21 protein-coding genes are annotated in these 25,123 nt (G+C 41.9%); 9 read left to right on the plus strand and 12 right to left on the minus strand.

From position 1 onward, the window contains the following. Positions 1 to 56: 56 nt before the first annotated feature. On the plus strand, positions 57 to 383 hold the full coding sequence (locus N3A72_00110; GenBank protein ID MCX7918014.1) for a polyhydroxyalkanoic acid system family protein: 327 nt from the start codon (positions 57 to 59) through the stop codon (positions 381 to 383). Between the two features lie 64 nt (positions 384 to 447). Here the strand turns inward: N3A72_00110 and N3A72_00115 are convergent, their stop codons facing one another. The 4 genes from N3A72_00115 to N3A72_00130 all read right to left on the minus strand — a co-directional run bounded on the left by N3A72_00115 (position 448) and on the right by N3A72_00130 (position 6,344). Further along, a complete protein-coding gene (locus N3A72_00115; protein MCX7918015.1) occupies positions 448 to 1,671 on the minus strand; it encodes an ABC transporter permease in 1,224 nt (407 codons plus the stop codon). A gap of 178 nt (positions 1,672 to 1,849) precedes the next feature. Next, a complete protein-coding gene (locus tag N3A72_00120) occupies positions 1,850 to 3,172 on the minus strand; it encodes an efflux RND transporter periplasmic adaptor subunit (protein MCX7918016.1) in 1,323 nt (440 codons plus the stop codon). Between the two features lie 148 nt (positions 3,173 to 3,320). Further along, on the minus strand, positions 3,321 to 4,778 hold the full coding sequence (locus N3A72_00125; GenBank protein ID MCX7918017.1) for an efflux RND transporter periplasmic adaptor subunit: 1,458 nt from the start codon (positions 4,776 to 4,778) through the stop codon (positions 3,321 to 3,323). Positions 4,779 to 4,904: 126 nt separating this feature from the next. Next, positions 4,905 to 6,344, minus strand: coding sequence for a TolC family protein (locus tag N3A72_00130; GenBank protein MCX7918018.1), 1,440 nt, complete (start codon positions 6,342 to 6,344; stop codon positions 4,905 to 4,907). Between the two features lie 274 nt (positions 6,345 to 6,618). Between N3A72_00130 and N3A72_00135 the strand changes: the two genes are divergently transcribed. From N3A72_00135 to N3A72_00155, 5 genes are all read left to right on the plus strand, one after another. Then, positions 6,619 to 6,915: a EutN/CcmL family microcompartment protein gene (locus N3A72_00135; protein MCX7918019.1), complete on the plus strand. Its 297-nt coding sequence runs from the start codon at positions 6,619 to 6,621 to the stop codon at positions 6,913 to 6,915. Between the two features lie 153 nt (positions 6,916 to 7,068). Beyond that, positions 7,069 to 7,359: a EutN/CcmL family microcompartment protein gene (locus N3A72_00140; GenBank protein MCX7918020.1), complete on the plus strand. Its 291-nt coding sequence runs from the start codon at positions 7,069 to 7,071 to the stop codon at positions 7,357 to 7,359. A gap of 9 nt (positions 7,360 to 7,368) precedes the next feature. Continuing rightward, positions 7,369 to 8,100 (plus strand): glycerophosphodiester phosphodiesterase family protein, encoded by a 732-nt coding sequence (locus tag N3A72_00145; protein MCX7918021.1) that lies wholly within the window; start codon positions 7,369 to 7,371, stop codon positions 8,098 to 8,100. A 448-nt stretch (positions 8,101 to 8,548) separates the two neighbouring features. Continuing rightward, positions 8,549 to 10,012 (plus strand): 23S rRNA (uracil(1939)-C(5))-methyltransferase RlmD, encoded by a 1,464-nt coding sequence (gene rlmD / locus N3A72_00150; GenBank protein ID MCX7918022.1) that lies wholly within the window; start codon positions 8,549 to 8,551, stop codon positions 10,010 to 10,012. A 120-nt stretch (positions 10,013 to 10,132) separates the two neighbouring features. Next, positions 10,133 to 10,927 (plus strand): M55 family metallopeptidase, encoded by a 795-nt coding sequence (locus N3A72_00155; GenBank protein MCX7918023.1) that lies wholly within the window; start codon positions 10,133 to 10,135, stop codon positions 10,925 to 10,927. 156 nt (positions 10,928 to 11,083) lie between these two features. On the opposite strand, the gene N3A72_00160 is transcribed toward N3A72_00155, so the two are convergent. Continuing rightward, positions 11,084 to 11,518, minus strand: a complete 435-nt coding sequence (locus N3A72_00160) for a hypothetical protein (GenBank protein ID MCX7918024.1) — start codon at positions 11,516 to 11,518, stop codon at positions 11,084 to 11,086. Positions 11,519 to 11,663: 145 nt separating this feature from the next. On the opposite strand from N3A72_00160, the gene N3A72_00165 reads away from it, so the two are divergent. Further along, positions 11,664 to 12,044 (plus strand): methylenetetrahydrofolate reductase C-terminal domain-containing protein, encoded by a 381-nt coding sequence (locus N3A72_00165; GenBank protein ID MCX7918025.1) that lies wholly within the window; start codon positions 11,664 to 11,666, stop codon positions 12,042 to 12,044. A 113-nt stretch (positions 12,045 to 12,157) separates the two neighbouring features. Then, positions 12,158 to 12,994 (plus strand): DUF3108 domain-containing protein, encoded by an 837-nt coding sequence (locus N3A72_00170; protein ID MCX7918026.1) that lies wholly within the window; start codon positions 12,158 to 12,160, stop codon positions 12,992 to 12,994. Between the two features lie 75 nt (positions 12,995 to 13,069). On the opposite strand, the gene N3A72_00175 is transcribed toward N3A72_00170, so the two are convergent. The 3 genes from N3A72_00175 to N3A72_00185 all read right to left on the minus strand — a co-directional run bounded on the left by N3A72_00175 (position 13,070) and on the right by N3A72_00185 (position 16,153). After that, entirely contained in the window at positions 13,070 to 13,756 is a 687-nt protein-coding gene (locus N3A72_00175; protein ID MCX7918027.1) for a glycosyltransferase family 2 protein, read from the minus strand. Positions 13,757 to 13,886: 130 nt separating this feature from the next. Next, positions 13,887 to 15,377, minus strand: a complete 1,491-nt coding sequence (locus N3A72_00180) for an SPFH domain-containing protein (protein ID MCX7918028.1) — start codon at positions 15,375 to 15,377, stop codon at positions 13,887 to 13,889. A 194-nt stretch (positions 15,378 to 15,571) separates the two neighbouring features. Continuing rightward, the gene (locus N3A72_00185; protein MCX7918029.1) at positions 15,572 to 16,153 is read right to left on the minus strand and encodes an NfeD family protein; all 582 of its coding nucleotides are present in this window, start codon (positions 16,151 to 16,153) and stop codon (positions 15,572 to 15,574) included. A 446-nt stretch (positions 16,154 to 16,599) separates the two neighbouring features. Here N3A72_00185 and N3A72_00190 point away from each other — a divergent pair, with 446 nt between their 5' ends. Further along, positions 16,600 to 18,891, plus strand: coding sequence for an O-antigen ligase family protein (locus N3A72_00190; protein ID MCX7918030.1), 2,292 nt, complete (start codon positions 16,600 to 16,602; stop codon positions 18,889 to 18,891). A 211-nt stretch (positions 18,892 to 19,102) separates the two neighbouring features. On the opposite strand, the gene N3A72_00195 is transcribed toward N3A72_00190, so the two are convergent. The 4 genes from N3A72_00195 to N3A72_00210 form a co-directional block, all read right to left on the minus strand. Beyond that, positions 19,103 to 19,831 carry an MBL fold metallo-hydrolase gene (locus N3A72_00195; GenBank protein MCX7918031.1) on the minus strand — a complete coding sequence of 243 codons (729 nt, stop codon included), beginning with the start codon at positions 19,829 to 19,831 and terminating at the stop codon, positions 19,103 to 19,105. A 123-nt stretch (positions 19,832 to 19,954) separates the two neighbouring features. Then, positions 19,955 to 21,016, minus strand: coding sequence for a dihydrodipicolinate synthase family protein (locus N3A72_00200; protein MCX7918032.1), 1,062 nt, complete (start codon positions 21,014 to 21,016; stop codon positions 19,955 to 19,957). Between the two features lie 87 nt (positions 21,017 to 21,103). Continuing rightward, positions 21,104 to 22,147: an NAD-dependent epimerase/dehydratase family protein gene (locus N3A72_00205; GenBank protein MCX7918033.1), complete on the minus strand. Its 1,044-nt coding sequence runs from the start codon at positions 22,145 to 22,147 to the stop codon at positions 21,104 to 21,106. Between the two features lie 9 nt (positions 22,148 to 22,156). Continuing rightward, positions 22,157 to 24,991: a beta-N-acetylhexosaminidase gene (locus tag N3A72_00210; protein ID MCX7918034.1), complete on the minus strand. Its 2,835-nt coding sequence runs from the start codon at positions 24,989 to 24,991 to the stop codon at positions 22,157 to 22,159. Positions 24,992 to 25,123 lie beyond the last annotated feature (132 nt).

Here is a 25,123-nt window from a genome sequence, read left to right on the forward strand (position 1 = left end):
AACTTTTATTAGGTGGTGTTCTATAGTAAAATGATGTAGTATAGGAATAACCGATTATGCCAAACATCAGTCTTACTATTCCGCATCACCTTAGCCGAGCAAAAGCGTTATCACGGATTAAATCGCGGTTAACTAAACTGAAATCAGAAAATCGAGAACATATCCGCGAGGTTAAAGAAGAATGGAACGGGCATATTGGCAAATTCAGCTTTCTGGCTTTAGGTATGAATTTCTGCGGGAAGATAATCGTTGAAGACAACCAAGTTCTTATTGAAGGAGAGATTCCTTTAGTGGCAATGTTCTATAAACCAGATATCGAAAAGAAAATCCGAGCAGAAGCAGAAAAGCTTTTAACCGCAGAGAAGATGAATGATTGCTGTTAAGATGGTAAGAATATATGAAGTTATGGTTCTCAGCGTACGCTGCGAACTCTGTGGTAAGATAGTCTTATTCGTAACGAAGTGCATCAATCGGGTCGAGTTCCGCTGCTTTCCGTGCAGGATACATGCCAAAAATAATCCCTACCCCAGCAGAAATACCGAACGCCATGATTATCGCTTTCATACTGACAATCGTCGTCCATTTTGCATAGAAGGTTATCGCTTGGCCTAATCCAACACCTAGGAGAACACCAATCAATCCGCCGATGATACTGATGATTAAACATTCTATCAGAAACTGACCAAGGATATCGCGTTTGGAAGCGCCAACCGCACGACGTATCCCAATTTCTCGAGTTCGTTGGGTTACCGTTGCCAGCATGATATTCATTATTCCGATACCGCCAACTAATAGCGAGATGCCAGCGATTGCGCCCATAACGATATTAAATATCCGCTGAGTCCGTTGGCTCTGTTTCAATAATTCTTCTGGGATAACCAAGTCATAATCACCGATACCGTTATGTCGTCGCGATAACGCAGCATTAATTAAATTCGCCACTTCTTTAATATGCTCAGAATCAGTCACCTGGATATTAATTTCGTTTAATCCTTTCGACCCGCCAAACCGCATTATCGCAGTGCTAATTGGAATATAAATATCTTTATTGACATCACGTAAACTAGCCGCAGCGATACTTTGCGATACTCGCCGGTCTTGCATAACACCAATTACCGTATACCAGCTATTACTGATTTTAATTTCTTTCCCGATCGGATTTTCTAACGGGAAAAACTGTTTTGCAACTTCTGCACCAAGCACCGCTACTTTCCGCTCTTCAGCAATATCGTCGTTATTCAAAAATCTTCCCTGTTTAACCGGATAATTGGTTAACATAGGATATTGCGGACTGGTTCCAACAATTCGCGATTTCGGAAATTTCCGACCGAGCCGCGCTTTTGAATTCACTTCTTTCACCGGAACTGAATAGACTATCAGATTGGTTAAACTTGATAGATATTGGGCATCTTCTAAGGTCAGACCATCCGGACTAAGTTGTTTTGCCCGTTCTTTTTCCGGTCCTTCCAGCTCAACTTTTTTTATCAGGATATTATTAGTCCCCATCAATTCAATCTGGCGAATTGTTTCTTGCCGGGCGCCTTCTCCAATACTTACCATCGCAATCACCGCAGCTACTCCGAAAATCACACCCAACATCGTTAATAACGACCGCAGTTTATGACTTAATATCCCTCGTAACCCAAGTTGGATACTTTCACTGATATTCATAGATTCAAGTTAGCAGTTCGAAAAGAAAACCTTGAAAACTCTCAATAAATATTCAATATTCAATATTTAATTTTCATTTTAAATTAAAATTTGCTCATTGAATATTTTACATTGCATGTTTTTTTATCGACTCTTTCAAATCGCTAGTACCAAATTGCTCAACTATTGCCTATCTATCCTATTCTGCTTCTTCCTGCGGTAACAATATCTCTTCGCCACCTTGCAGCCCTCGGGTAACCATAACAAATTTATCATTTTCCTTACCCAACGTTACTTCACGCCGTTCCCGTTTCCCATCCTTTTTCTTGACATAGACAATTTGTTTCCCTTGTTCAGTTACTACCGCATCTATCGGTACATATACCGCTTGTGGAACCGTATCTAAAATAATCTCCACTTTACCCGTCATTCCCGGACGAAGCCGAGTATCGGATTTATCAAGTTTAACAGTTATTTCAAACACCTTAAATCCGCTCGATTCTTCTTCTGAAACATAACCTGCTCCTTGCGATCGGGTTCGGTCAATAGCTAAATTTCCAATCTGAGTCACGGTACCGTAGAGAATCAAATCGGGTATCGCATCAAGTCGAACGCGCACCGGTTGACCAATATAAACTTTCTGCCGGTCAGTTTCATCAACCTGTGTCATCACGACTACTTCGCGCAAATCCGGAATCATCAAAATATCGTTTCCCGGCCAGACCTGGTCACCTTCTTTAATCGGCTGCATTCGCCCGCTACGCCAAGTCTTCAAATAAACCACTAATCCGTCAGCTGGCGCAAATACCGTAGTTTTACTTAATGATTCCATTAATTCTTTATAGTCTTTTTCATACCGGCGCGCTCTATCTTCAGTCAACTGAATATCAATTTCCTTAACGATTTCATCCGTACTCTCCGACTCTAATGCTTTCAGATAATTCGCTTCTGCGGTTTCTGCCCGCAGCTGCGCACGACGATACGCAGATTCAGTATCTTCTACCTGCCGAAGTGGAACTAATTCTAGTTTCGCTAATCGCTGCATTTTTTCATATTTCTTTCTCGCTTCTTCGAGTTGGACTTTTGCATAATCTAAGTTTGCTTTCGCTTCTTGCAAATTCAACGACCGTTTCGCCCGCGCTAACCGTTGTGATTCGAGAGTCTTTTGCAAATTCGCCTGTTGCTGTTGATACCGAAACTCCTGTTCTTTCACTTGGCGGTCTAAATCCGTTACATCAAACCATACTATCGGTTCACCAGCTTTGACAAAACTACCTTCCGGAACCATTTTCGTGATTTTCAATGCACCCCACGACCGTGGTATCTGCGGCGCAGTTACGGTTACCGAACGCAACGCTTGAATCACTCCGGTTTCATTTATCGCAACCACGAACTCACCTTGCTTTGCGATAACCGTGGCAGCGTCTGTTTTTTGAATTTGTTTCCGTGGAATAAACCGATATACCGCGAATGAAATGATGATGATAAGAATAAATGAAATAAATAAATGGCGTAGTTTCATTAATGTAGTTCAAAGATTGACAGCGTGAAACCTATTGCAAACATTAAATTCTTGAGCTCGATACGTATCACTGGGTAATCGGAGATTATTTTGAATTTTTCTAATCTACTAATAATTATCTCCAGTCTATCCGCTATTATTTCTATTGTTATCTTTCTCTACCGCCACCACCGCGTCTTCCACCAGGTATACCTGGTGGAGGACCAACCGGTGACCCCGTTGGCATTCCTGTTGGAGCGCTACCCATTTGTGATGGACTCGGTTGTGATTCTAGCTTCTTCGGCAACCCCGGTTCTTTCAACTCTTTCGTTGGATCACGTAAACAGATCGTTTCTCCGCCGTTTAATCCTTTTTCGATAATCACATAATTCCCATCATTTTTCCCAAGGATTACTTCCCGACGAACCGGCACCTTGCTACTCATTACATAGACTACCTTTTTATCTTTATACTCGAACACGGTTTCTAATGGAACCGTAACCACATTTGTGAACCGGTCAATGATAATATCTACTTTCACGGTCATCCCAGGTCGTAAATCATTCGAAGCACCCGATGGTTCAACATCAACAACTACTTCAAACACTTTCACGCCACTCGCTTCTCTCTGCATCCAAAACGGGGCATCACCAGCTCCTTTATCTACCGCTAAGGTTGCAATTCGCGAAACCGTCCCTTTCAAAACCAAATCCGGTAGCGCATCAACATGGATGATTGCTTCTTGCCCATTTTTAATTCGGGAGATATCAACTTCATCAACCTGCACAATCGCAACCATTTTCGATAAATCTGGAATTGTCATGATATTCATTCTTGGCCAGACCTGGTCACCTTCTTGAACTTTCCCGAAAGTACCGCCGCGCCAGTTCGTGCTATACACCACAATCCCATCGCTCGGCGCAGTCAATGTTGCATCTTTCAGTTGGTCTTGATACTGTTGCAACCGCCGTTGCGCTTCAGCAACACTCGCTTTCGCTTGTTGCAAATTGATTTTTGAAGATATTTCACCGGATTTGCGGGTTTCTTCCGCTTTCGCCAGTGCTATTTCCGCATTCTGTACCGCCAATTCTGCGCCAAGCACCGCAAGTTTCGCTTCTTCTAAAGCGGTTTCTGGAGTAAGTTGCGCATCAAATAACCGTTGGGTGCGCGCAAGTTTGGTTCGTGCACTTTCTAATTCCGCTTGGGCGTTTGCTAGTTGCGATTTTGCTGATTTCACGCTCATATCATTTTGATATAAATTTAACCGTTCATTCTCTTCTGTTTTCTGATAATTCGCTTCTTCTGATTTCAGGTTTGCTTCTAAATCTTTAATCTGCTTTTCGATTTCGGTTGTATCTAACCAGACAACTGGATCACCTTTTTTAACCGCTGTTCCTTCAGGAACCATTTTTACAATTTTCCCCTGCGTGTTTGCAGTGATATTAACCGATTTAGCAGCATCAAGTTTACCGACTTCACTAACGACAATTAAAAATTCACCTTTTTTCGCTACCGTTGTAGCAATATTCGTTGGTCTTTTACCATGTTTGTTTAGATAAAAATATACCACCACAATGAGAGCAACTATCCCTACCAGACAGCTAATTAAAATGATTTTCTTCTTCATAGTTTAAGAAAAACGCAGAATTTGATTCATTGGTTTCATGTTTGTAATCTTGCTTGAATCTAATAACCGCGTTGTGCTGCTATTGTTTCAATGTTCAATGTTCGATATTCGAATTTGGTTCTATTTTCATAAATGCGGGTCGGATGCTGTGACCCGGTCGAGGTTCGCAATTGCTCTCAAATAACTAATTAAAGCATTCGTATAACTATTCTGCACCTCGGTATAATTATTCTGTGCACTGACCACATCCAGATATGAAACTAACGCTTCTTCATAACTTAATTTTGCTAAACGTAAACTTTCTTCCGCAGCCGCAACGCTTTTCTCAAGAATCGATAAATTCTCCTGCGCTTCAAGAACACCGAGTATCGCCTGTCTAACTTCGAGCGCGATACTTCTCCGCGTTTCTTCAAACGCAATTTCATCAAGTTTCTGCTGTGCTACCGCTTGTAGATAGCTTTCTTTTAATGAGAATCGGTTCTGCCATAACGGAACTGACCAAGATAATGACGCTGCCCAGCTTGAATTCGATAAACTAAACGCATCACCAAAATCTGTTCCACTATCTGACCGGCTATAACTAGCATCAAAATTTATTTCCGGCAATAACTCCCGTTTCGCAATTTTCAATTTTATTGCATCAAGCGCTAGGGTGAGTTCAGCTGCGCGGTAATCCGTCCGATTCCGATACGCTAGCGCCAGTGAACTATCGAGATTCACTGTTCGCACAACATAGTTTATCGTAGTATCTATGGTTAATGGCGTACCCAACTCTAACCCGAGCAGATTGACAAAATTATCTAACGCACTTTCATAATTCCGTTTCGCACTTACTAACCGCGCTTGAGTTTGCGCTAGCTGAACTTCTGCCCGAATAACATCTATTTTCGCTACCAATCCTTCTTCTTTTTTCGTCTGCGCAGCTTTGAGCAGCCGTTGCGATTCATCAACTGCATCTTCGGCGATTTTGATTGACCGCTGTGCCCCGATTAGACCATAAAACGCAGCGGTTACACTATAGATGAGCGATCGTTTATTACTCTGTAATGTTCGGGAGATAGCAATTTGTTCATCATAGATTTTCCGACCGAGCGCAGTATAATAAGCATTCGTTCCACCGTAACCTTTCAATAATGGTTGCGAGAACGATAACGTTGCGCTCGAACTATATTCGGCATCACCGTTTTGGGAATGGTCAATATCTCCGGTTAAACTAGCGGTACCGCCGGTAATGAAATATTTCGATAACGAAATTCCCGCATTATCTGCCCATACGGTATCTCCGTCGCCGGAAAAACTTTCTTTTCCACTAACCGTTCCTTTTACATCCGTTTTACTTTTCGTAATCCGATAGTTCGATTCGCTGATTTTCAGCTGTTCCCGAGCTGAGCGCATATCTAGGTTGTTATATAACGCTATTTGGATACATTGGTCAAGCGATAAATTCTGATACGAACCGAGTGCTAATGTTGTCGTAGAATCACTTAGCGCAAAAGTGAAAACTGGGGTGATTAAGCTCAATAAAAATAACAAAGAACTAATTTGGTTAACTATGCGTCTCTTCATTGGTTTGAAACTCCCTATTTATTAACAAGACGTAATCTAATGAGATTTGGTTTAACTATTTATTATATACTATTATAGAGTAAAATACGGTATGCCTGTGGAAAATATCAGAATTCGTTTGCAGAACTTCGCTGATTTGATTACAATTATTACCAGCAAAATATAACCGCAGAAACCACAGAGAAAAGAATTTTTTGATGGTAAATATGAAGAATTAATCTCAGTGACCTCTATGTGCTCTGCGGTGGACATAATATGTTGTTTGAGGTAAACAATGATTTTAGGGAAAGTTATTGGCACCGTGGTATCAACGCAGAAAGACCCGAAACTTACCGGAGGGAAACTGCTCATTGTTCAGCAATATGACGTTGAAATGAAACCGATGAATTCGTTTCAGGTTGCGCTGGATTCAGTTGGGGCTGGTGATAATGAAATAGTACTTATTGCTACCGGTAGCTCTGCACGGCTCACGGCAGTTAGTAAAGATAAACCGATTGATGCGGTGATTATGGGTATTGTTGATACTGTCGAATTAAACGGAAAAGTGGTTTATAAAAAGTTCGAGAAATAGAAATCATAAGACTTTAACCGCAGAGACCGCAAAGACCGTAGAGAAAAGAGTTTATTCCGTTAAATAGTTCTCTGTGCCTTCTGCGTTCTGTGCGGTAAAAGATTCCGATTCTATTTCAGATTTCGAGATTCGGATTCAGAATTTGGTGTAATTATGGACATTGGGAAGATTATTGGCGTTATCGTTGCAACACAGAAAGACCCGAGTTTAGCGGGAACGAAAATCTGCATTGTCCAACCGCTAGATGAAAATCGTAATCCGGTTGGAAAACCGATTATTGCTACCGACCATACCGCATCGGTTGGAATGGACGAAACGGTATACTATGTTACTGGCGGCGATGCTGCGGTTGCCCATCCTGACCGGGATATGCCGGTAGATATTGCGATAGTAGGAATCGTAGATTTCATCGATGTTTCCGCTCCAATAGAAAAATCTGGGTAATCATTTCCTATGCATAGACCGATTTGTATCGCGCATCGTGGGTTTTCCGGGATTGCGCCGGAGAATACCTTGATTTCGTTCCAAAAAGCGATTGAATTAAATCCGGATGCATTCGAACTCGATGTGCATTTAAGCAAAGATGGCCAACTGATTGTTATCCATGACGATACAGTTGACCGAACGACTAATGGTAAAGGGAGGGTTAAAGAACTTACTTTATCAGAAATAAAGAAACTGGATGCCGGCTCCTGGTTCGATACAAAATATCAAGGGGAACGAATCCCAACACTCGCTGAAGCACTAGAATTAGCCAAAGATAGAACGATGGTTATGGTTGAGTTGAAAGCAGAAGGTACTGCGGAAAAAGCAGTGCCACTGATTGAACAATTCGATATGGTCGACCAAGTGGTTATCTTTTCATTCCATTCCGAATATATAAAACTCGCGAAACAACTGAACCCGAACTTATCTATTCTCCATTTATTCTGGGTTAATCCGCTGGAGAAAGAAGTTATAGTTCCACATACCATTATCAACCGAACCTTAACCGCATTTGCGAACTGTATCGGAATCAATGGGAACGCGTTAACTCCGAAATTATTACATACTGCGCATCAGCGTGGGCTTGGGGTTATGGTATATACTATCAATGAAGAAAACGATATCAAGAAGATGCTCGATATTGGAGTAGATGCGATTGGTTCCGACCGGATAGACCGATTGCTAAAACTAGCTGGATAATCAGCTTATAAATTCCATTCATTTTGATTTCAAATTCACTTTATCCACCCATGCCAAAATGGCACCGACTGGTGCTTTAATTTTGATTGTAACCGGAGGGAGATATAGGGATATCGGATATCCTATATCTCTCTCTCCACTCTCAATCCAGTTGCACTCTAAATACTAAAAATGCGAAAACTGTGTTTTTGCGCTCCAATTTCGGCTTGGTATATTTTTTTGTCTTCTGGGATTTATGGGATTATGCCTGGGAATATCTTTGGTAAGAAAAAAGGTTTCGCAGTCCTTATCAGCTATTTCAGAAAAATACCAAAATTTAATTACAAAAGAATACCTCCAATTCTGATGGAGCGCTTCCTTCTTAAACTTCTTTACCCTATTTTCTGATATAATTTCATAGGAAAACCTGATTACAGCGATTAAAAACCTATTCCCACGATATTATTCTATGCCATTAAATCTACCACTAGAACCATTTGAAGTCGAAATATCGGGATTATCTTCTCATGGAGAAGGGGTTGCCCGATATGAAAACAAGGTTATCTTCGTTCTCGGAGCACTTCCTGGAGAGAAATGCAAAATTCAAATCGTTTCCCGATATCGGAAAATGGCTCGAGCGAGTATCGTTGAACTCCTGCAACCGTCTCCAGCACGAGTTAATCCTCCTTGTCCCCATTATCCAGCTTGTGGAGGGTGCCAAATTCAGCATCTCAATTATTCTGAGCAGTTAGCGTATAAACAGCAGACGGTATCCGATGCTTTATCGCATCTTGCGAAACTAGATATTCTGCCAACCGCAGTGATTGCAGGAAAAGAGTTTGCCTATCGGAATAAAATGACGTTTCCGCTGACGGTTGATAACGGCAGAATTGCAGTCGGTTTGCATCCGCGGGATGCGTATCAACAAATCGTTCCGATCAAAAATTGTTTATTATTAGAAGAACCGCTCCAGCAGATTCTCGAACCGATAGTTGAAGCGATTAATCAAGCTTTTTCTCCCGAAGATGTTTATATGCTGCAAACCGAACAGGGTAACCTGCGGTATTTAATCCTGCGGTCGTTTAATGGAATTCTCGCTGTTGGGCTTGTTCTCCGCGAAAAGAAGCTGGATAACCTGAATCAGTTTGCCCATCTTGTTAAACAACTTCCTGATATCAGCACCGTGTTTATCCATTTGAGTCCAGACCGTAACGATTATCTCTGGACTGAAGAGAAAACTGAAATTCTGTTTGGGGAAAAACAATTCCCGATAACCCTAACCCTAGACTTAAAAGAAATACCATTCTCCGCTGAAGCAGAGTCGATCAAGCTATTTGGGTTCGCTGGAGTCTCAACATTTCTGCAGGTAAATGCCGTAGTTGCCGAGAAATTATACGAATATATTTTGCACCTGCCGATTTCAGGAAATCAGGTAGCAATAGACACCTATTGCGGAATCGGGTTATTAGCACTAGGATTGGCTAAGCGATTTAACTATGTTATTGGGATAGATTCTGATACTTCAGCAATTCGATTTGCGCATCTCGCTGTTCAATCGCAAAAGATATCAAACATCGAGTTTATCGCTGGACCTGCAGAAAAAGTGTTTCGAGTCTGGAAGAAAGAAGGGCATTTTCTAATGCCAGAGTTTTTAAGCCAAGAAACTATCCAGCGGTTGCTTGACTTGACAGACCGGATTGAATTGGTTATCCTCGACCCGCCACGGTCGGGGATTCATCCGAAAGTAATCAAACGACTCGGCGAACTGCTACCGAACGATATTATTCTGGTCTCTTGCCATCCAGCAACGTTAGCGCGAGATTTGAGTTTGATAATCCCGTTCGGATATCAGGTTCTTTCAGTTCAACCGTTTGATATGTTTCCGCAGACGTTCCATGTTGAGACCGTAGCCCATCTCCAAAAAGAATCTTAACAGGAGTTTGAGCGGATTAACCGGAATTTATTCTTCAAAAAGTTAGCGAAAATAATGCTTCATATAGTATTATAATGATATCTGTTTAATCTTAAAAAATTGGTGGAGTCAATATTGAAAATGAAAATTTTTATTGCAACAGATCTAGAAGGTATCAGCGGGCTTTGTTCGGAAGATCAGACATTCTCTTCTACAGGAAGGGAATACGAACTTGCGCGAAAATATATGGCTGAAGATGTTAATGCCGCTGTGGAAGGCGCGTTATCTGTAGCTCAAAATGCACAGGTTATCGTCAACGACGGGCACGGTCGCGGATATAATATGTTTATCCAAGACCTTCATCCGGCAGTGGAATTGTTCAGCGGTGAACTGCGTCAGTTTGGATTAGATGGATTAGATAAATCGGTCGATTTAATGTTCTTAATCGGATACCATGCGATGTCAGGAAGTGAAGGGCTATTAAACCATTCAATGTCAAGCAGAACTATCAGCCGGATTTGGGTCAATGGAAAAGAGATTGGGGAAATTTTTCTATCTGCAGCCATAGCTGGTGAATTTGGCGTACCGGTTGGGTTGGTTACCGGAGATACAATTGCGGTTAAAGAAGCGCAACAACTCCTCGGACATATCGAGACGGTCGCTGTCAAAGAACCGGTCGCCCGGCAATCTGCAAAACTTCTCCCGGTTGAACTTGCACGGAATCGGATTCGAGAAGCTGCGAAACGAGCAGTTGCACGAAATCACCAATTTAAACCGTTTAAAGTAAAACCACCGGTTGAATTGAAAATTGAATTTATATTAACGCAACATGCAGAACAACAGATGTTAATACCTGGTGTCGTCCGGCACGATGCACGAACATTAAGTTATCGGGGAAAGAATATGCTCGATGCATTCCGGTTACTTTATTTTTAATATCGGGGATAACGAACTAACCGGACTACGTGCAATCCAGCGGTTGAGCAAGCAGTATCTTTCTCGATTCCAATAAGGAATAGAAAAATAATCGCGCATAGTACAACAAATCCGCTTCAGATAGGAAATCGGGAAATCGCTATTCCAATAGGGAAATCAGTGGACGGTTGGCGGGGGTGTTTTAGTTCCACGTTGCGCTGCGGTTCGAAGTTTTTCTAGCTGATTGACTATTTCTGCATATTGTTCCGTCAATAGTTCGCGTTTCTGTCGCAACCGTTTTTCTTCCATTCTAAACCGAGTCTGCTGCTGGAATAGACCGCTTGCCATAATGAATGCGATGATTAACATAATTAACGCTACCCAAATCAACGGCTGCATCAATATTTTCGGCTGATACCAGAACTGCGGTATATTCCAAACGGAGATAAGGAATAACAGTGCGGCAAGTGCGAGCAGTAGAAAAATATACAAGAGTCGGATTTGGCTTTTCTTCCGCATGTTTCTCACTGCAGTTTCATACTCCCGAATTGCGGCATCGAGCGCTTCTTTATGGTCAAGCATTTCGAAAGTTAACTCTTCAAACGATTTCATATATCAAGCACACAATTACAATTACACCGATTATTCAATCAGATTACAGAATTATTATTTTAATTATACCATAGAGAACAGGGAAGCGAAACTGAAGATATGCTATACTATTTAGGAATTTTTATCTTGAGAGGAGCAAATCTGTATGCGAGCGAAACGAGGGAGAATTGAACGAACGGTAAGTACGACTTTTTATCTCGTGGAACGCTGCGTTAAAGAACCACTGTTTAAATGTTCGATGTGCGGGCAGTGTATTGTTCGGACGACTGCATACGCTTGTGCGATGCGATGCCCAAAACAGTTGCGAAACGGTCCTTGCGGCGGATCAATGGAAAATAAATGCGAAGTGTATCCGGAACGGAAATGCGCCTGGTCGCGAATTTACGACCGTGCCCGATTACTCGGTGGACTTAAAAAACTTGAATGTATCCAGCCGGCAATTGATTGGTCGTTATACCGCACGTCCGCTTGGTATAATCTATTCACCGGCAAAATTACGGTGTCTGGGCAACGAATTAAGAAATAAACTTTTTAACCGCAACAACGCAAAGTATTTATTATGTAGAATAGTTGTAATAATCTGATTCCTTTTACGAACCAAGCTAAACCTTGCGAGCTTTGCGGTTAGCGTTATATATCATGAAAAAAATATTTATTTTTATATTTTTCTTGTTGCTTTTACTACCAGATGGATATCCGGTAAATGAAGTTTCTTCTCCCGCGACAAAGACGATTGGACAGACGTTTGATGGAGAGGAATTATTGTATGATATCAGTTTTTTCCCGATACCGAATGCTGCCTACGGAAGGTTTACTTTTGAAAAGAACCAGAATGGTCCGGGCTATATTATTACGTTGGAAGCGCGAACCCGACATCTGGTACGTCTGTTAACCCTGATGCGGAAAGATTTATATCGGTCGTATGTAGAAGAAGTTGATGGCGGGAAACGGTTACGGTCATATCGGTTTGAAAAAGAGGTATCTTATCTCGGGAAAACCCGACGGAATATAACCTTTGCCGATTATTCCACGCATAAATTAAGCTGGAAATCTTGGGAATACGGAAAATTAATTAAAGAAGGTGAACAGGATATCGAACCAGGGAGACTACTCGATGACCCATTAGTTGCATTTTATAATCTCCGATATGGCGTGTATGGAACAATAGATTTTGGAAAAACGATTACCATTGATTCTATCCCTATTCGAAATAAACCTGCAGAAATTATTATCCATATCGCTTCTAAAGAAACCACTAACAAAGAACGGAAACGGTTAGTTATCCAGGAAGAACGAGACTATTATCTCAATGTCGTGTTAGCAAAGGAAACCTTCAACACGAAATCCGGAAAAATCAAAATCTGGCTCTCGAAAGAACAAGGAAACGGATACGGACCGTTCAAACCAGTCTATGGCATCGTAGAAGATGTGATTGCGATTGGTGATGTATCGGGAGTACTGAGAATAAAAAAATAATATTAACTACCACCAAGTCACCAAGAGCAATAAACACCTAATTTTTTTATACTTAGTACCTTAGTGTCTTGGCGGTCAATCTTTAATTCGGTATTTCAGAAGGATATATACTGCAACGATAAAATCTCGCCAGCCGATTTTTTTCCCTTCTTCAAACGTTCGCGCTTCAAAACTAACCGGTGTTTCGATAATCTTATATCCTCGTTTTAACACTTTTGCCGTTACTTCCGGGCAAAACTCGAATCGCGTGCAGGTCAATGGAATCTGTTTAATCACATCTGTGGTGAACGCCTTATATGCGGTCGCTTCATCCGTAATTCGTTGACCATAAAGGAGGCTCACTAACCATGCGAGAAGATAATTCGCAATCCGGTTCGGTAACCGCATCTTTTTGATACTGCCAAGAAACCGAGAGCCATAGGCAACTTTAACTTTTCCTTCGACAATCGGCTGGATTACCGCCGGAATATCTTCCGGATTATACTCTAAATCCGCATCTTGAATGATGACAATATCGCCGGTAACATGCGCTAATCCGGTGCGAATACTCGCTCCTTTCCCCTGATTTTTTTCATGGCGGAGAATAACAGTATCAGCTGGAAACTTCGCTTTTTGCTCTTGGAGAATCTGCCAGGTTCTGTCGCTCGAACAATCATCAACTAAAATCAATTCTTTATCCAGCGGTAGTTTCCGAACGCGTTCTAACACGGTTGGCAAGAGCGCTTCTTCATTATAAATCGGAATAACAATAGAAAGTTTCATGAATAAACAGCCACGGGGACAATTTTCATTTTAAATTGAGCATTTAGCATTTTAAATTTAACAGTTGCAATGCTAAATTTGCAATTTGAAATGAACCGTTTCTATTTTTTAGTGTCTCTGTAGCTAAATCTTAGTTCTTCTTCTCTGGAGTTTGCTGTAATCCCGGAATCTTTTTAACCAATTCCTCGAGGTTAACCCCGCTCAACGCTTCAACTACCGGCGGCAATTGCGCAATTACATTCGCAATATCTTTCGTTACTTTCGCTGCACCAGCGCTATCTCCGCCGGTATTAACGATAACGATTTTTTCAGTTTTAGTTAACGGTTCCGCTATCGCTTTAGCTATTTCCGGCAGTTTCTCAATCAGAATTTGCGCGATTGCCGCTTCATTATACGCCTGCCATGCTTCCGCTTTCTTCTTATTCGCTTCCGCTTCACTAAACCCTTGCGCTTTAATAACATCCGCTTGCGCTAGTCCGCGCGCTTTATTCGCTTCCGCTTCCGCTAGTCCAGTCGCTTTAACCACATCCGCTTGTGCGAATCCCGTCGCTTTCGTATAATCCGCCTGACCGACCGCAGTCGTCTGCAACCGATACTTTTCCGCATTCGCTAACGTTTCGACTTTATACCGTTCCGCATCCGCCGGCTTCTCTACCATAGCGGTTAACTCTTTTTTCTTCCGTTCGATTTCTTTTTCCTGAACATTAATCGACATCTCTTTTTCAACTACTTGCACCTGCACTTCTTCCCGTTTAACCGCTTGACTGGTTTTAAACTTCTGCAAATCATACGCTAAATCCGCTTCCGCTTTCTTCTGATTTACCGCAGCGGTATATTCCGCTACTCGCATCTGATAATCCCGTTGCGCTTCAGCAATTTTCGTATCTGCAGCGAATTTTGCGGTCTGCCCGTCCCGGTTCGCTTCCGCTGAACGAATCGTTGCATCACGTTGCGCTTCCGCTTCCCCGATAATCGCATCCCGTTTAACCTGGGCAATCCGTGGTTTTCCAAGCGCTTCCAGGTACCCCGTTTTGTCCCGAATATCGCGAATGGTGAAACTCACTATCGTTAATCCCATATTCGCTAAATCACTCGAGGCAACTTCTTGCACTTTCTGCGCAAACGCATCCCGGTTACTATACGCTTCTTCAACGGTTAACGTACCGAGGATAGCGCGCAAATGGCCTTCAACCGTCTGGATAGCGATTCGGGTTATTTCCGGCTGGGTTTTACTCAAAAACTGTTCAGCAGCGGTCGCTATCGAAACATCATCGCCTTTAACCTTAATCTGAGCGACGCCATCAACAATAATCGGCACACCGTATTTAGTATATACTTCCGGAGTAGTTACATCGAGGGTTATCAATTCTAATGAGAGCAAATCCGACCGTTCGATAATCGGCCAGACGAACGCACCACCGCCTTTAACCACGCGAAATCCGACCGTTCGTTTCGTTCCATCCGGATCACGAATTGTCCGTTTTCGACCGGAGATAACCAACACAGTATTCGGTCCGACTTTAACATACCGCCGCGCATAGATTACCGCACCTAGAAAGATAACGATAACAATCGCTACTGCGCCAAGTATTACAAACGAACCACCAACTGCATCGAACATAAAATATTAAACCTCCCTTGTTCTCAAGAATGTCTTAATGCCTAAATTCCAATGTCACATTAACCAGTAACGAAAAAATGGAAAAAAAATAAATAACTAAAAAATTAATGTTCTAACAGGTTTTATGGTTTTCGTTTCTTCGTTCTTCAATGATTTATGACATTCGACAATATGGCATCTGGCATTATTAACAATTATTCTGCTATGGTTTTTTCTTCCGCCGCTGGTTCTACGTACACCGTATTTCCAACTACTTTTACGATTTTAACACTCACGTTGCGGTCAATCGGATTACCATCAGCGGATTTCGCCGGTGATGAATATCGGCTCCCGCGCTGGATATACGCTACTTCACCTAAACCAGTTGCGCTAATCGGAGTAATCACTTCGCCAATTGTTCCGATCAACTCACTAATCTGCGCTTCACTCGAACTTTGGGTTACACTGAACAATTTCGCAAATAGCATAAATACTATCGCAGCAATCGCTAACGCAACTACAACTGAAACCAAAACACTTACCAGCGCAGAAACTTTTAATGCAAATAATGCAATTAATCCCATTGCACCGAATGAGGTTATAAACGTTGCTATCACCACCGGAGATAACGGCGAAAACTGGAGTTCACCGCCGGAAACTTCTGTCCCGACATCATGTCCGCCGATATCCACTTCATGCCCACCGCCGAAATCAAAATGATGCCCGCCAAGGATAGTAGCAATAATCGCGTAAATCAATCCGACTAATAAACAGAAGAAATACAACGCCGCTAACATTTTTGTTTCACCACCTTATGAATACTTTAACGTTAAGTTTTACGATTTGAATTTTAGGTTTAGAATTTATTTTGATACGATTATCCTACTCCGAAAACATCAAATTTGCAAGTACAATCAATTGGTTTTGGACAGAAATATGAATCTATCCAATAAGTTTACACCGAGTAGACAAAATTCAAAAAGTAAAGTCTGAAATTCCAACTTTTGTAGACAGGAACATATTTGCTCGACTATTGATTCTATTTCGATTATCCAGTAGATAGCTATCATATCAAATTGATTTTGTGAACAAAAACAAACTCCAGATTCCGGAGTTTGCTGGATAAGTCAATGGTTAACTTTTTGTCTTTAAAAATTTCCTTCTTCATGCAAATGTACTGAGCTCTTTTCAATCAGGTTTAAAGTTGCCAAACCCGACTGTTTTAGGTAATGATATTACATATATGCAACTAATCAAATGGTTAGATAAACTCTGGTTCATTGGATTAATCGTTCTATTCTTTTTTGCGCCAATCATAATGATTCGCTGGCCGGAAGGTGGGTTCCATAACTTGGTACTCAAAGAAACCTTCTGCCAAGCGCTTATCCTATTTTTTTTATTCACCGTCCTTGCGAAGAAACTCATTGAAAAGAAACTAACCTTCACCCGGTCATCGTTAGATTTCCCTTTTATCGCATTGTTAATTCTCGCTGGAATTTCGATATTCTACTCTCCGACGGTTTATACCAGTTCGCAGGAGTTTAGTAAACTGGCGCTGTTTATCATCTTCTATTTTCTCGTCATCGACCAAATTCAAGACCGAAAAACAATGTATCTCTTATTTATCCCAATCATCGCTGCAGGAATTATCACCGCTTTTTTTGCTACTTGCCAGAACCAGCAGATTTATCTCTGGGGATTTCTTCCTCGAGCGGAAGACCGGAACCGGATGATGGCAACGATGGGACATAATAATGGAGTTGCCAGCTATCTGATGATGACTAGTTTCATCTTACTCGGCTGGCTCCTGCATGCAAACCGCAAGCCATCGAAAAACATCGGGATTATAGTTCTGCTACTCTGGTTCTTATTTGTTATCGTAGCGACGTTATCCCGTGGGGTTTGGATGGGAACATTCACTGGTCTGATTATATTCAGTTATTTCCTGATTCAGCGATATGGTGCGAACAACCTCTGGCAAAAATATCATAAAGCGATTATCGTCGCGTTAGTTATCCTGTTTGGATTTATCGGCTTGCTATCGGTTAAAAGCCCGCTGAACCCATGGAATGTTTCGGTAGTTAAACGATTTTCTGAAACCTGGTTAACCTGGCGTACCTACGTTAGCGATACTCGGATTCGGATGTGGGCGACGACTTGGGAGATGATTCGCGACCATCCGGTTCGTGGAGTCGGCCTCGGTGCATTTAAATATCTCATCCCCCTATATCATGGAAAATACTTCGAACGATACCCTGATTCCAAACTTGAACCGACCAGCGCATTAACCAACCAAGCGCACCAGGAGTATCTCCAGCTCTGGGCAGAACTCGGAATATTCGGGCTTCTCATTGGACTCAGTGCGCTATTTATCTATCTCCGCATCGGCTGGAAAACAATGAAACGAATGAATGAATTGGAAGTAAAACATCCGGAAAATCAGGTTTCGTATGCAACGTTATTCGCCGGACTCTATGCCGGAAGTATCGGAGTTCTCATTCAATCGCTGGTAGATTTCCCGCTCCATATTGCGCCGTTAGCATTATTATTCCTATTTATGGTCGCGTTGGTGATGAATGCGAAACGGATTATTGCAATCAAACCGAGTCCTGTAATAGATACCGAACCTTTACAACGGTTGAATACTCGGAACCTAGCTATTATCATCATTGCATTTATCATCTATGGGATTACACTCATTCCATTATCTATCGTTCTCCTAGCCAATAAATATCAACAGAAATGCGCATATTATCTAACCCGTGCAAGTGGATTAGAAAACGACCCTGACCAATCTGAACGAATCAGGCTACTCAAGCAAGCGATTGATGCCGGGATGAAATCAGTGCTATTGCAACCGAATTCCGGTCGAGCGCAATACTATCTCGGACTAGCGTATTTACGGTTCGGGAATTTGAATCTGGGGATTGAACATCTCAAACTGGCGCAGAAAGATTTAGAATATCGAGATTTACATTACGAACTTGGGCTCGCGTACGAACAGCTGGAACGCTACCCTGCGGCAATAACCGAATATAAGAAAACCGTGTTTATTTATCCGCCGTCAACCGATGCATTAGACCGACTAGCGCAAGTGTATGAAAAAATGGGGCGACCACTTGACCAGTTTGACGTGTGGAAGAAGATTCTCAAATATAACCCGAACTATATGGAAGAAACGATAGCAAAAAAAGCAGCACAATATCGGCAGATGCGACGATATGAGTTAGCGGAACAGGTTTATCTCTGGGGGATAGGAATTGATTCAACTAATACTACGTTATATCGCGGATTAACCGGATTGTATCATGCAACAAAACAATATGATAAACTCATTTCTACCGGATTACGGTTATTGGAGCTGAATCCAAATGAACCGGTAGTATATCATCGGCTGGCTATCGGTTATCTCGCGCTAGGGAATTTCGGCAAAGCGAAACAATATGCGGAACAAGCATTACAACTGAATCCGACTAATCCGCTAGCGAAACTCGTTCTCCGCGAAGTCAACCGAAAGAACCCTGCAAAATTATAACATCTGCCACCGAGACCGCAGAGAAATTTGGAGTATTATTCGTAGAACCTAAGACTACGTTTCAACTCTTTCTCGCCAAACTTGCTTGCAACGATTTATGAATCGATTCCGCATTCTTAGCGGAGTAAAGATGAACGAGCTCGAGCTCGTTCATCCCTGTTTCGGATAGTGTTTGTTTCGGATTTCGATATTTAATATTCGGATTTGCTTTTCACTGCAGGTACTGCATAACGATGATTTGCGTAGGTTTCGGCAGTTTATCTTTAGAAATTTCAAGTTTAGAGACGGTAGTCTGGTCAACCTTTTCTGTTCCGCCTTTAGATAAGAACTCGGCAACGGTAGCTAACGGGAATTTGACCGCATCGGTTTTATAATGCATCGGGATAACGATATTCGGTTTGAGTTGGTCGATAACTTTCCAAGCATCCTGCCAATCGATCGTATAGGTTCCGCCGACCGGAATCATGAGGATATTGATTTTCCCAAGCTGTTCAATCTGTGATTTGCTTAAGGTTGTGCCCAAATCACCAAGATGGCAGAAGGTAATGCTATCAATCGCGAATTTAAAAATCGTATTCTTACCCCGCTGAACCCCGAACATTTTATCGTGGAACGATTCGATACCGATAATTTCGACTTCTTTAACTTTTTGTTTTCCCGGAGAACGAAGAACGGTCGGATTGCCGCCAATTTGCTCAACATAATTATGGTCAGCATGTTCATGACTAACCGTGACCACATCGGCAGAAACGGTTATCGGTTTATATCCGATCGCGCCATCGAACCCGCCGGGTTTATACGGGTCAGTAACCACTCGGAATCCCTTTTCTCCGGTGATAACAAAACTCGATTGTCCATACCATAGCACCGTTACGGCGAAAACCGAGCTGCTTAATAGCAAACATACAATCCCAATACTCAAAATAACTATTTTTTGCATAGGATACCCCTCCTGTATTATAGGTATAGGTATCATAAACCTATGTCAATGAATTTGTCAAGATGGAATATATAAAACTTTAGAAAGCGTTGCTCTCAACGACTTCTGCGGTGAATGATTTTTTTAGGAGAGCCATTCAGCAAGATGGGATTGAACAAACTCGTCATCGTTTAACCAAGGATACTCGCTGGCGATACGGTCTAATTCTACCGCCTGACCGGGAGATAAACATAACCTAGGGTCAAGACAATGGGAATACTGCATCAGTCCTTGCCGGCGCAGAATTTCGTTTATCCCAGGTATACAACCGGCAAAACTATTCGCCGCATCGAAGATAACCGCATTCGCATCGGTTAATGCGATATGTTTCTGGAGTAATGTAGGTGGTATCGGCTGGTTGAAATCTATAATTGTATGGATTTCCGCTAACAACTCAACCGCAGTTTTAGTCCATACTGCCCATTGCCCGAGTAATCCGCCTTTAAACCGCAAAGTTTTTATTCCGGAATTGGTCGTGAAGCTATACGGAGTTAATAAATCGGGAATAATATTATCATCGTTGCCGGTATAGAGTGCAATATCATGTTCTCGACCAGCCATCGCTACCGCCCGAACGACATCAAGCGTTTGGTAGCGGTTAAACGGTGCAACTTTAATTGCGACTACATTATCAAGTTCAGCAAACTTCCGCCAGAAATCAAATGAGAGGATTCTGCCACCAACCGCCGGTTGCAGATAGAATCCCATAATCGGAATGATTTGGCTAACGGTTCTGCAATGGTAAATCAACTCTGAATCAGTCGCTTCTTTCAATGCACTTAAACTTAACAAGGCAATGTCGTATCCGAGGTTCGCGGCTAATGCTGCTTCTTGAACCGCTTGTGCGGTTTTTCCGCATACACCAGCGATTTTTAGAATTGCTCGCTGATGTTTGTTACTCAACGTATCAATCGTGTTCGAAGCGAGTTCTAATAGCGGTTCAAATAACCCGAATTCGGGTTGCCGAATCTCGAATTGGGTCGTATGTACTCCAACCGCTATTCCGCCCGCTCCTGCTGCAGCATAATAACGGTATAACGCTACCTGATGTTTCTCGTCCAACTTCCGATTCGCATCGAGCGCAAGCGGTGAAGCAGGGATAACCACACCGTGCTTTAGTAATTCTAATTTAGATTGTGATAACATTGGAGATATACTTCTGTCAAGTTAAATTGCAAAATTAGTATTGCAAATTTCAAAATGAAAAATGCTAAATGCTAAATTTGAAACGCGTTATTTCTTATCCAGAAACTGTCCATCGGTAACCTGAAAATGGGTCGGTTTCCCAAGCAGTTTACCACCATGCTGAATCCAATCCGCAATCATAGTTATCATTTCCGAAACGGACACTTTCGGTGCTCCGAATAGTCTATATGATTGACTGGGATTGCTTAAATATGCTTTTCCCGAATCGGTTCCAGTAAAGGTTACCGGAACATTAAATAATGTTCCAAACTGCTGCGCGATATATTTAACTGAGAGAATCTCTTTTCCTGTAACATTTAGAATCTTAGGCGGACTAGCGGTATGCGCTAAACATAACAACGCCCGGTTGATAGCGTCTTCTTGCCAGATAACATTCGTCCAGCTAACGGTTAAATCAACCGGTTTTCGTGCATAGACCTGTTCTGCAATGTCAACCAGAACACCATACCATTTTTCTACTGCATAATTTAATCGGAAAAGAAGAACTTTAGTTCCATATTTCTTCGAATAATATTCAAAAATCCGTTCACGAGCTAAACAGGAATGCGCATACTCGCCGATAGGAGCTGGCGGATCTGTTTCTTTGCTGCCGCCGGATTTCGGAGAGGTTAACGCATAAACGCAGCCGGTAGAAAACGCAACGATATTAGATTCTTTAAATGTTTGGGCGACATTATTCGGAACGATAACATTAATCAGCCAGGTTAACGGTTCAGAACCGAGTTCGCCGAATTTCCGACCAACCAGAAAAATGATGTTTTTCACCTGCGGGAGTTTCTGCACCTCTTTCAAATTCAATAGATCGCAGCGAATTAGTTTAATTCCTGCGGCGGTCAATATATGCTCTTGTTTTTCATCGAAATTGATATCTACCGCGATAATTTGTTTTTTAACTTTCGCCTGACGACACGCAATATCTGCCAGCATCGCTAATGACGGTCCGATTTTGCCGCCTGCACCGAGAAGCATAATATCGCCATCAAGCCGTTTCATCATCTGGAGCAATTCCGGATATGGTGTCGCTCGAGAAATAAAATTGTCTGAATCAACGGGAAGCTGTGGTTTAGTCATACGGTATTTTTAATTTACCCCTGTAATAGCTAGAATAACTGGACTCGCTTCGGTTCCAAATGACCGAATAGCAATTTTCGTAAGTTTCTTATCCGGATTCGGGTTCTCCCAGATAACGTCCCACATCCCGAGTGGCTGTCCCAGATTCGCGTTCCCTTGCCAAACCAGACGACATCCGAGTCCGGTTCGAACATCATTAAATGCGAAGATATTTCTGCCGTAAATTAGTTTCTGGGAGGTTTTTGTTCCATCGGTATAGAAAAAGGTTATTTCGCCAACGTCAGTATTATCATTCGTTCGAAATGCAGCGGTCATCAGAAAATGGAGTTCGGAAACGCGAAGGTGGTCTAATGCAACCTCGAGCTGTTCCGGATAGCTTCCTGTCGGATTGAATTTGCCAGAGAAAACCACAGCGGATTCGTTGCGCGAATTCGGATGTATCAGAAATTGGGTTTCTCCAAAAAGGTTCCGGTCTTTCGGAAACGCTGATAAGTCTAAATCTCTACCATATCCGAGCCAACCAGTTTTTCGGTTATCATCATCCAAACGACGGTTATATACTTCCTGTAAATCAATGAAAAACCCTGATTTCTTTTCCAATATTGGTTTTCGTTCTGACCATACATCGAGAAAAACCTGTTTTGCGCTAAACGGTAGTTTGCTCACTTCAAGATTATCTCCCGTCCAGGCATAATTCGCTGCCCAAAGATATGCCCAGTATTGGAACCAACTCGGCTCATTGCCGTCAATTTTAAAATTAAATCCTGCCCAGGTGGTTTGGAGATACCCTTTATTTTTATACATCCGGCAAGCTTTTGCCAAATTCCGGATATTATTCGCAAAATACCAGCCGCAACCAATCGCATCGAATCCTTCTTCTTTCCAAAGTTTTAAGGATTTGAAGGTTTCTGGAGTATCCGTTGCATCATAATGCCAATCGCAGATAACGACATCTTTCGGAAGCAGTGCCCGCCGTTTTTTCGCTTCTGCAACCGACGGCGCAAACGCTGCTGAACTCGCTTCATCTCGATGTAAGAACATATCGCCCCAAAGCATAACTTTTATACCCCGTTCAGTTAACCAAGTATGCAGTTTATTGATATCTTCCATAATCAAATCCGTTGCCGTTTTTCCGAACTTTTTACTTCGATAAGGAAACCGTGCGTCAGTCGTAACTTCGTCATGTCCGATATGGAAATAGCGCGGTTTGAAAAATTCGAGCGCTTCCTGAAATATACTGAATATAAAGGTATATGTTTCTGGATTGGTGACGCAATAGGCATAAGGTTTGTCTGGGTCTTCCGCCAAATCCAGATGCTGGCTGTTCGTAAATATCCATTCCGTATGACCCAGAGAAGGAATTAACGGAATAAGTTCGATATGATACTTTTTTGCCGTATCAACAACTTTCTGCGCATCAGACTTAGTCATACCATATTGAGCGCTGGCTATTTCCGGATGTGAATCCCATAACAGATATTCTACCTGCCAGATGAGTGTATTGATTTTATATCGTGCCATGAGTGTGCGAACCGCTTTCGCAATTTCATCGCCGGCATCTTTTCCAGATAGACAATGGATACCGCGAAATTCTAATGCTGGATAATCAATGATTTCAGCGCCTTTCAGATAGATACCCTGGTCGGTAACTTTTACTAATTGGAGGAGACTGGTTAACCCATAGAATATGCCGGTATCAGTATTCGCAGTAATAAAAACATTATCTGCATCTACGCTCAGACAATACGCTTCATTATTATCCGGTAACGTTAATCCTTTCTCTTCACACTTTCTATAAGGTATCGTATATCGCAGTTTCTCACCTAATACAATTGCGGGTTCATTTTCTTTACCGGACGGCACTTCATCGTAAACAACCATCGGTTGGATCTGATATAACTCTTTTAGATCTCGTAAAAAGAATTCGATGGCATTTTCAATCGTTCCCGTTGGCTTTTTCCCAAGATATATTTTAGTTCTATTTGACACCGGAAATAGCTGACCGGTATATTTTAGATGTTTCGGAATCGGAATAATATAGTTCTGTTCCCAATTCGGGGTTTGCGCATTATCAACTACTTTAACTGATGGATGGATAGAAGTCATACCGGATGAAGTAGATTCGAATTTCATCTGTTGCGGAAATTTCATTGAAATTGTATATGAAATCCTTTTTTTTGGCGGAATATCTCGTTCAAGAAATCCTAGCCAAAATAACGGTTTATTTTCATCTGCCCATTGGTTCTTCCGATAATCGAAAAACACAGGGTCACTCTGCGGGTCGGAAGTTATTTCTATAGGCCCAATACGAGAGGTCAGGATAATTCTACTAAATCCGCGAGCGACCATACTCTCAGCAATACCGCTGCTTCTCGCTTCGACTGGAATTATTCCTAGGAGAGAACGTTTTGCGGTTCCGGTTATTGCAGAATAGGATTTCCCGATGATTAAAAATGGATTGAATCCACCGACGTTCCATTCGATAATTGCCGGAGTGTCCTGCGCTAAAGTGAATTCGATTGTAGTCGTATAGGTATTATCCGGTAAGAGAATAAACGTTTCGGTTCCAGAAAAAGGACAATTATGTTCTGCAGATAAATAATGATACAGGGTTATCTTTTTGCCTTTCTTATACGGCTCAATTGTTGCTTCTTCCATTAATTTCGGCTGGTCATTCATACCATAAATTCGTGATAACCAGCCGGGAGTCATCACCCAGAGTGAACTGCCATTAAAAACTGGTACACCAAATACGGTTAGTTTCACCCCTTGACCGGGAATATATTGGAAATCCATATCCCCGACTTTCTCTTTGATATCATATCTAATTGCAGAGTTCGCCATACTACTCAATGATACTCCTATACAACCAATGAGCAATACTACTATAATACTTTTGCTTATAACTAAACGCATCTAATGATTCCTCCAAAGAATCAATTAAAAGAGAAAAGTACATAGTTGAAATATCATAAC

Source organism: bacterium, from assembly GCA_026416715.1.
Lineage (GTDB): Bacteria > UBP4 > UBA4092 > JAOAEQ01 > JAOAEQ01 > JAOAEQ01.

Bases quoted from the DNA above. Each gene is read 5' to 3' on its own strand.
- N3A72_00110 (MCX7918014.1), top strand. From the start codon at position 57: ATGCCAAACATCAGTCTTACTATTCCGCATCACCTTAGCCGAGCAAAA.
- N3A72_00115 (MCX7918015.1), bottom strand. From the start codon at position 1,671: ATGAATATCAGTGAAAGTATCCAACTTGGGTTACGAGGGATATTAAGT.
- N3A72_00120 (MCX7918016.1), bottom strand. From the start codon at position 3,172: ATGAAACTACGCCATTTATTTATTTCATTTATTCTTATCATCATCATT.
- N3A72_00125 (MCX7918017.1), bottom strand. From the start codon at position 4,778: ATGAAGAAGAAAATCATTTTAATTAGCTGTCTGGTAGGGATAGTTGCT.
- N3A72_00130 (MCX7918018.1), bottom strand. From the start codon at position 6,344: ATGAAGAGACGCATAGTTAACCAAATTAGTTCTTTGTTATTTTTATTG.
- N3A72_00135 (MCX7918019.1), top strand. From the start codon at position 6,619: ATGATTTTAGGGAAAGTTATTGGCACCGTGGTATCAACGCAGAAAGAC.
- N3A72_00140 (MCX7918020.1), top strand. From the start codon at position 7,069: ATGGACATTGGGAAGATTATTGGCGTTATCGTTGCAACACAGAAAGAC.
- N3A72_00145 (MCX7918021.1), top strand. From the start codon at position 7,369: ATGCATAGACCGATTTGTATCGCGCATCGTGGGTTTTCCGGGATTGCG.
- rlmD (MCX7918022.1), top strand. From the start codon at position 8,549: ATGCCATTAAATCTACCACTAGAACCATTTGAAGTCGAAATATCGGGA.
- N3A72_00155 (MCX7918023.1), top strand. From the start codon at position 10,133: ATGAAAATTTTTATTGCAACAGATCTAGAAGGTATCAGCGGGCTTTGT.
- N3A72_00160 (MCX7918024.1), bottom strand. From the start codon at position 11,518: ATGAAATCGTTTGAAGAGTTAACTTTCGAAATGCTTGACCATAAAGAA.
- N3A72_00165 (MCX7918025.1), top strand. From the start codon at position 11,664: ATGCGAGCGAAACGAGGGAGAATTGAACGAACGGTAAGTACGACTTTT.
- N3A72_00170 (MCX7918026.1), top strand. From the start codon at position 12,158: ATGAAAAAAATATTTATTTTTATATTTTTCTTGTTGCTTTTACTACCA.
- N3A72_00175 (MCX7918027.1), bottom strand. From the start codon at position 13,756: ATGAAACTTTCTATTGTTATTCCGATTTATAATGAAGAAGCGCTCTTG.
- N3A72_00180 (MCX7918028.1), bottom strand. From the start codon at position 15,377: ATGTTCGATGCAGTTGGTGGTTCGTTTGTAATACTTGGCGCAGTAGCG.
- N3A72_00185 (MCX7918029.1), bottom strand. From the start codon at position 16,153: ATGTTAGCGGCGTTGTATTTCTTCTGTTTATTAGTCGGATTGATTTAC.
- N3A72_00190 (MCX7918030.1), top strand. From the start codon at position 16,600: ATGCAACTAATCAAATGGTTAGATAAACTCTGGTTCATTGGATTAATC.
- N3A72_00195 (MCX7918031.1), bottom strand. From the start codon at position 19,831: ATGCAAAAAATAGTTATTTTGAGTATTGGGATTGTATGTTTGCTATTA.
- N3A72_00200 (MCX7918032.1), bottom strand. From the start codon at position 21,016: ATGTTATCACAATCTAAATTAGAATTACTAAAGCACGGTGTGGTTATC.
- N3A72_00205 (MCX7918033.1), bottom strand. From the start codon at position 22,147: ATGACTAAACCACAGCTTCCCGTTGATTCAGACAATTTTATTTCTCGA.
- N3A72_00210 (MCX7918034.1), bottom strand. From the start codon at position 24,991: ATGGCGAACTCTGCAATTAGATATGATATCAAAGAGAAAGTCGGGGAT.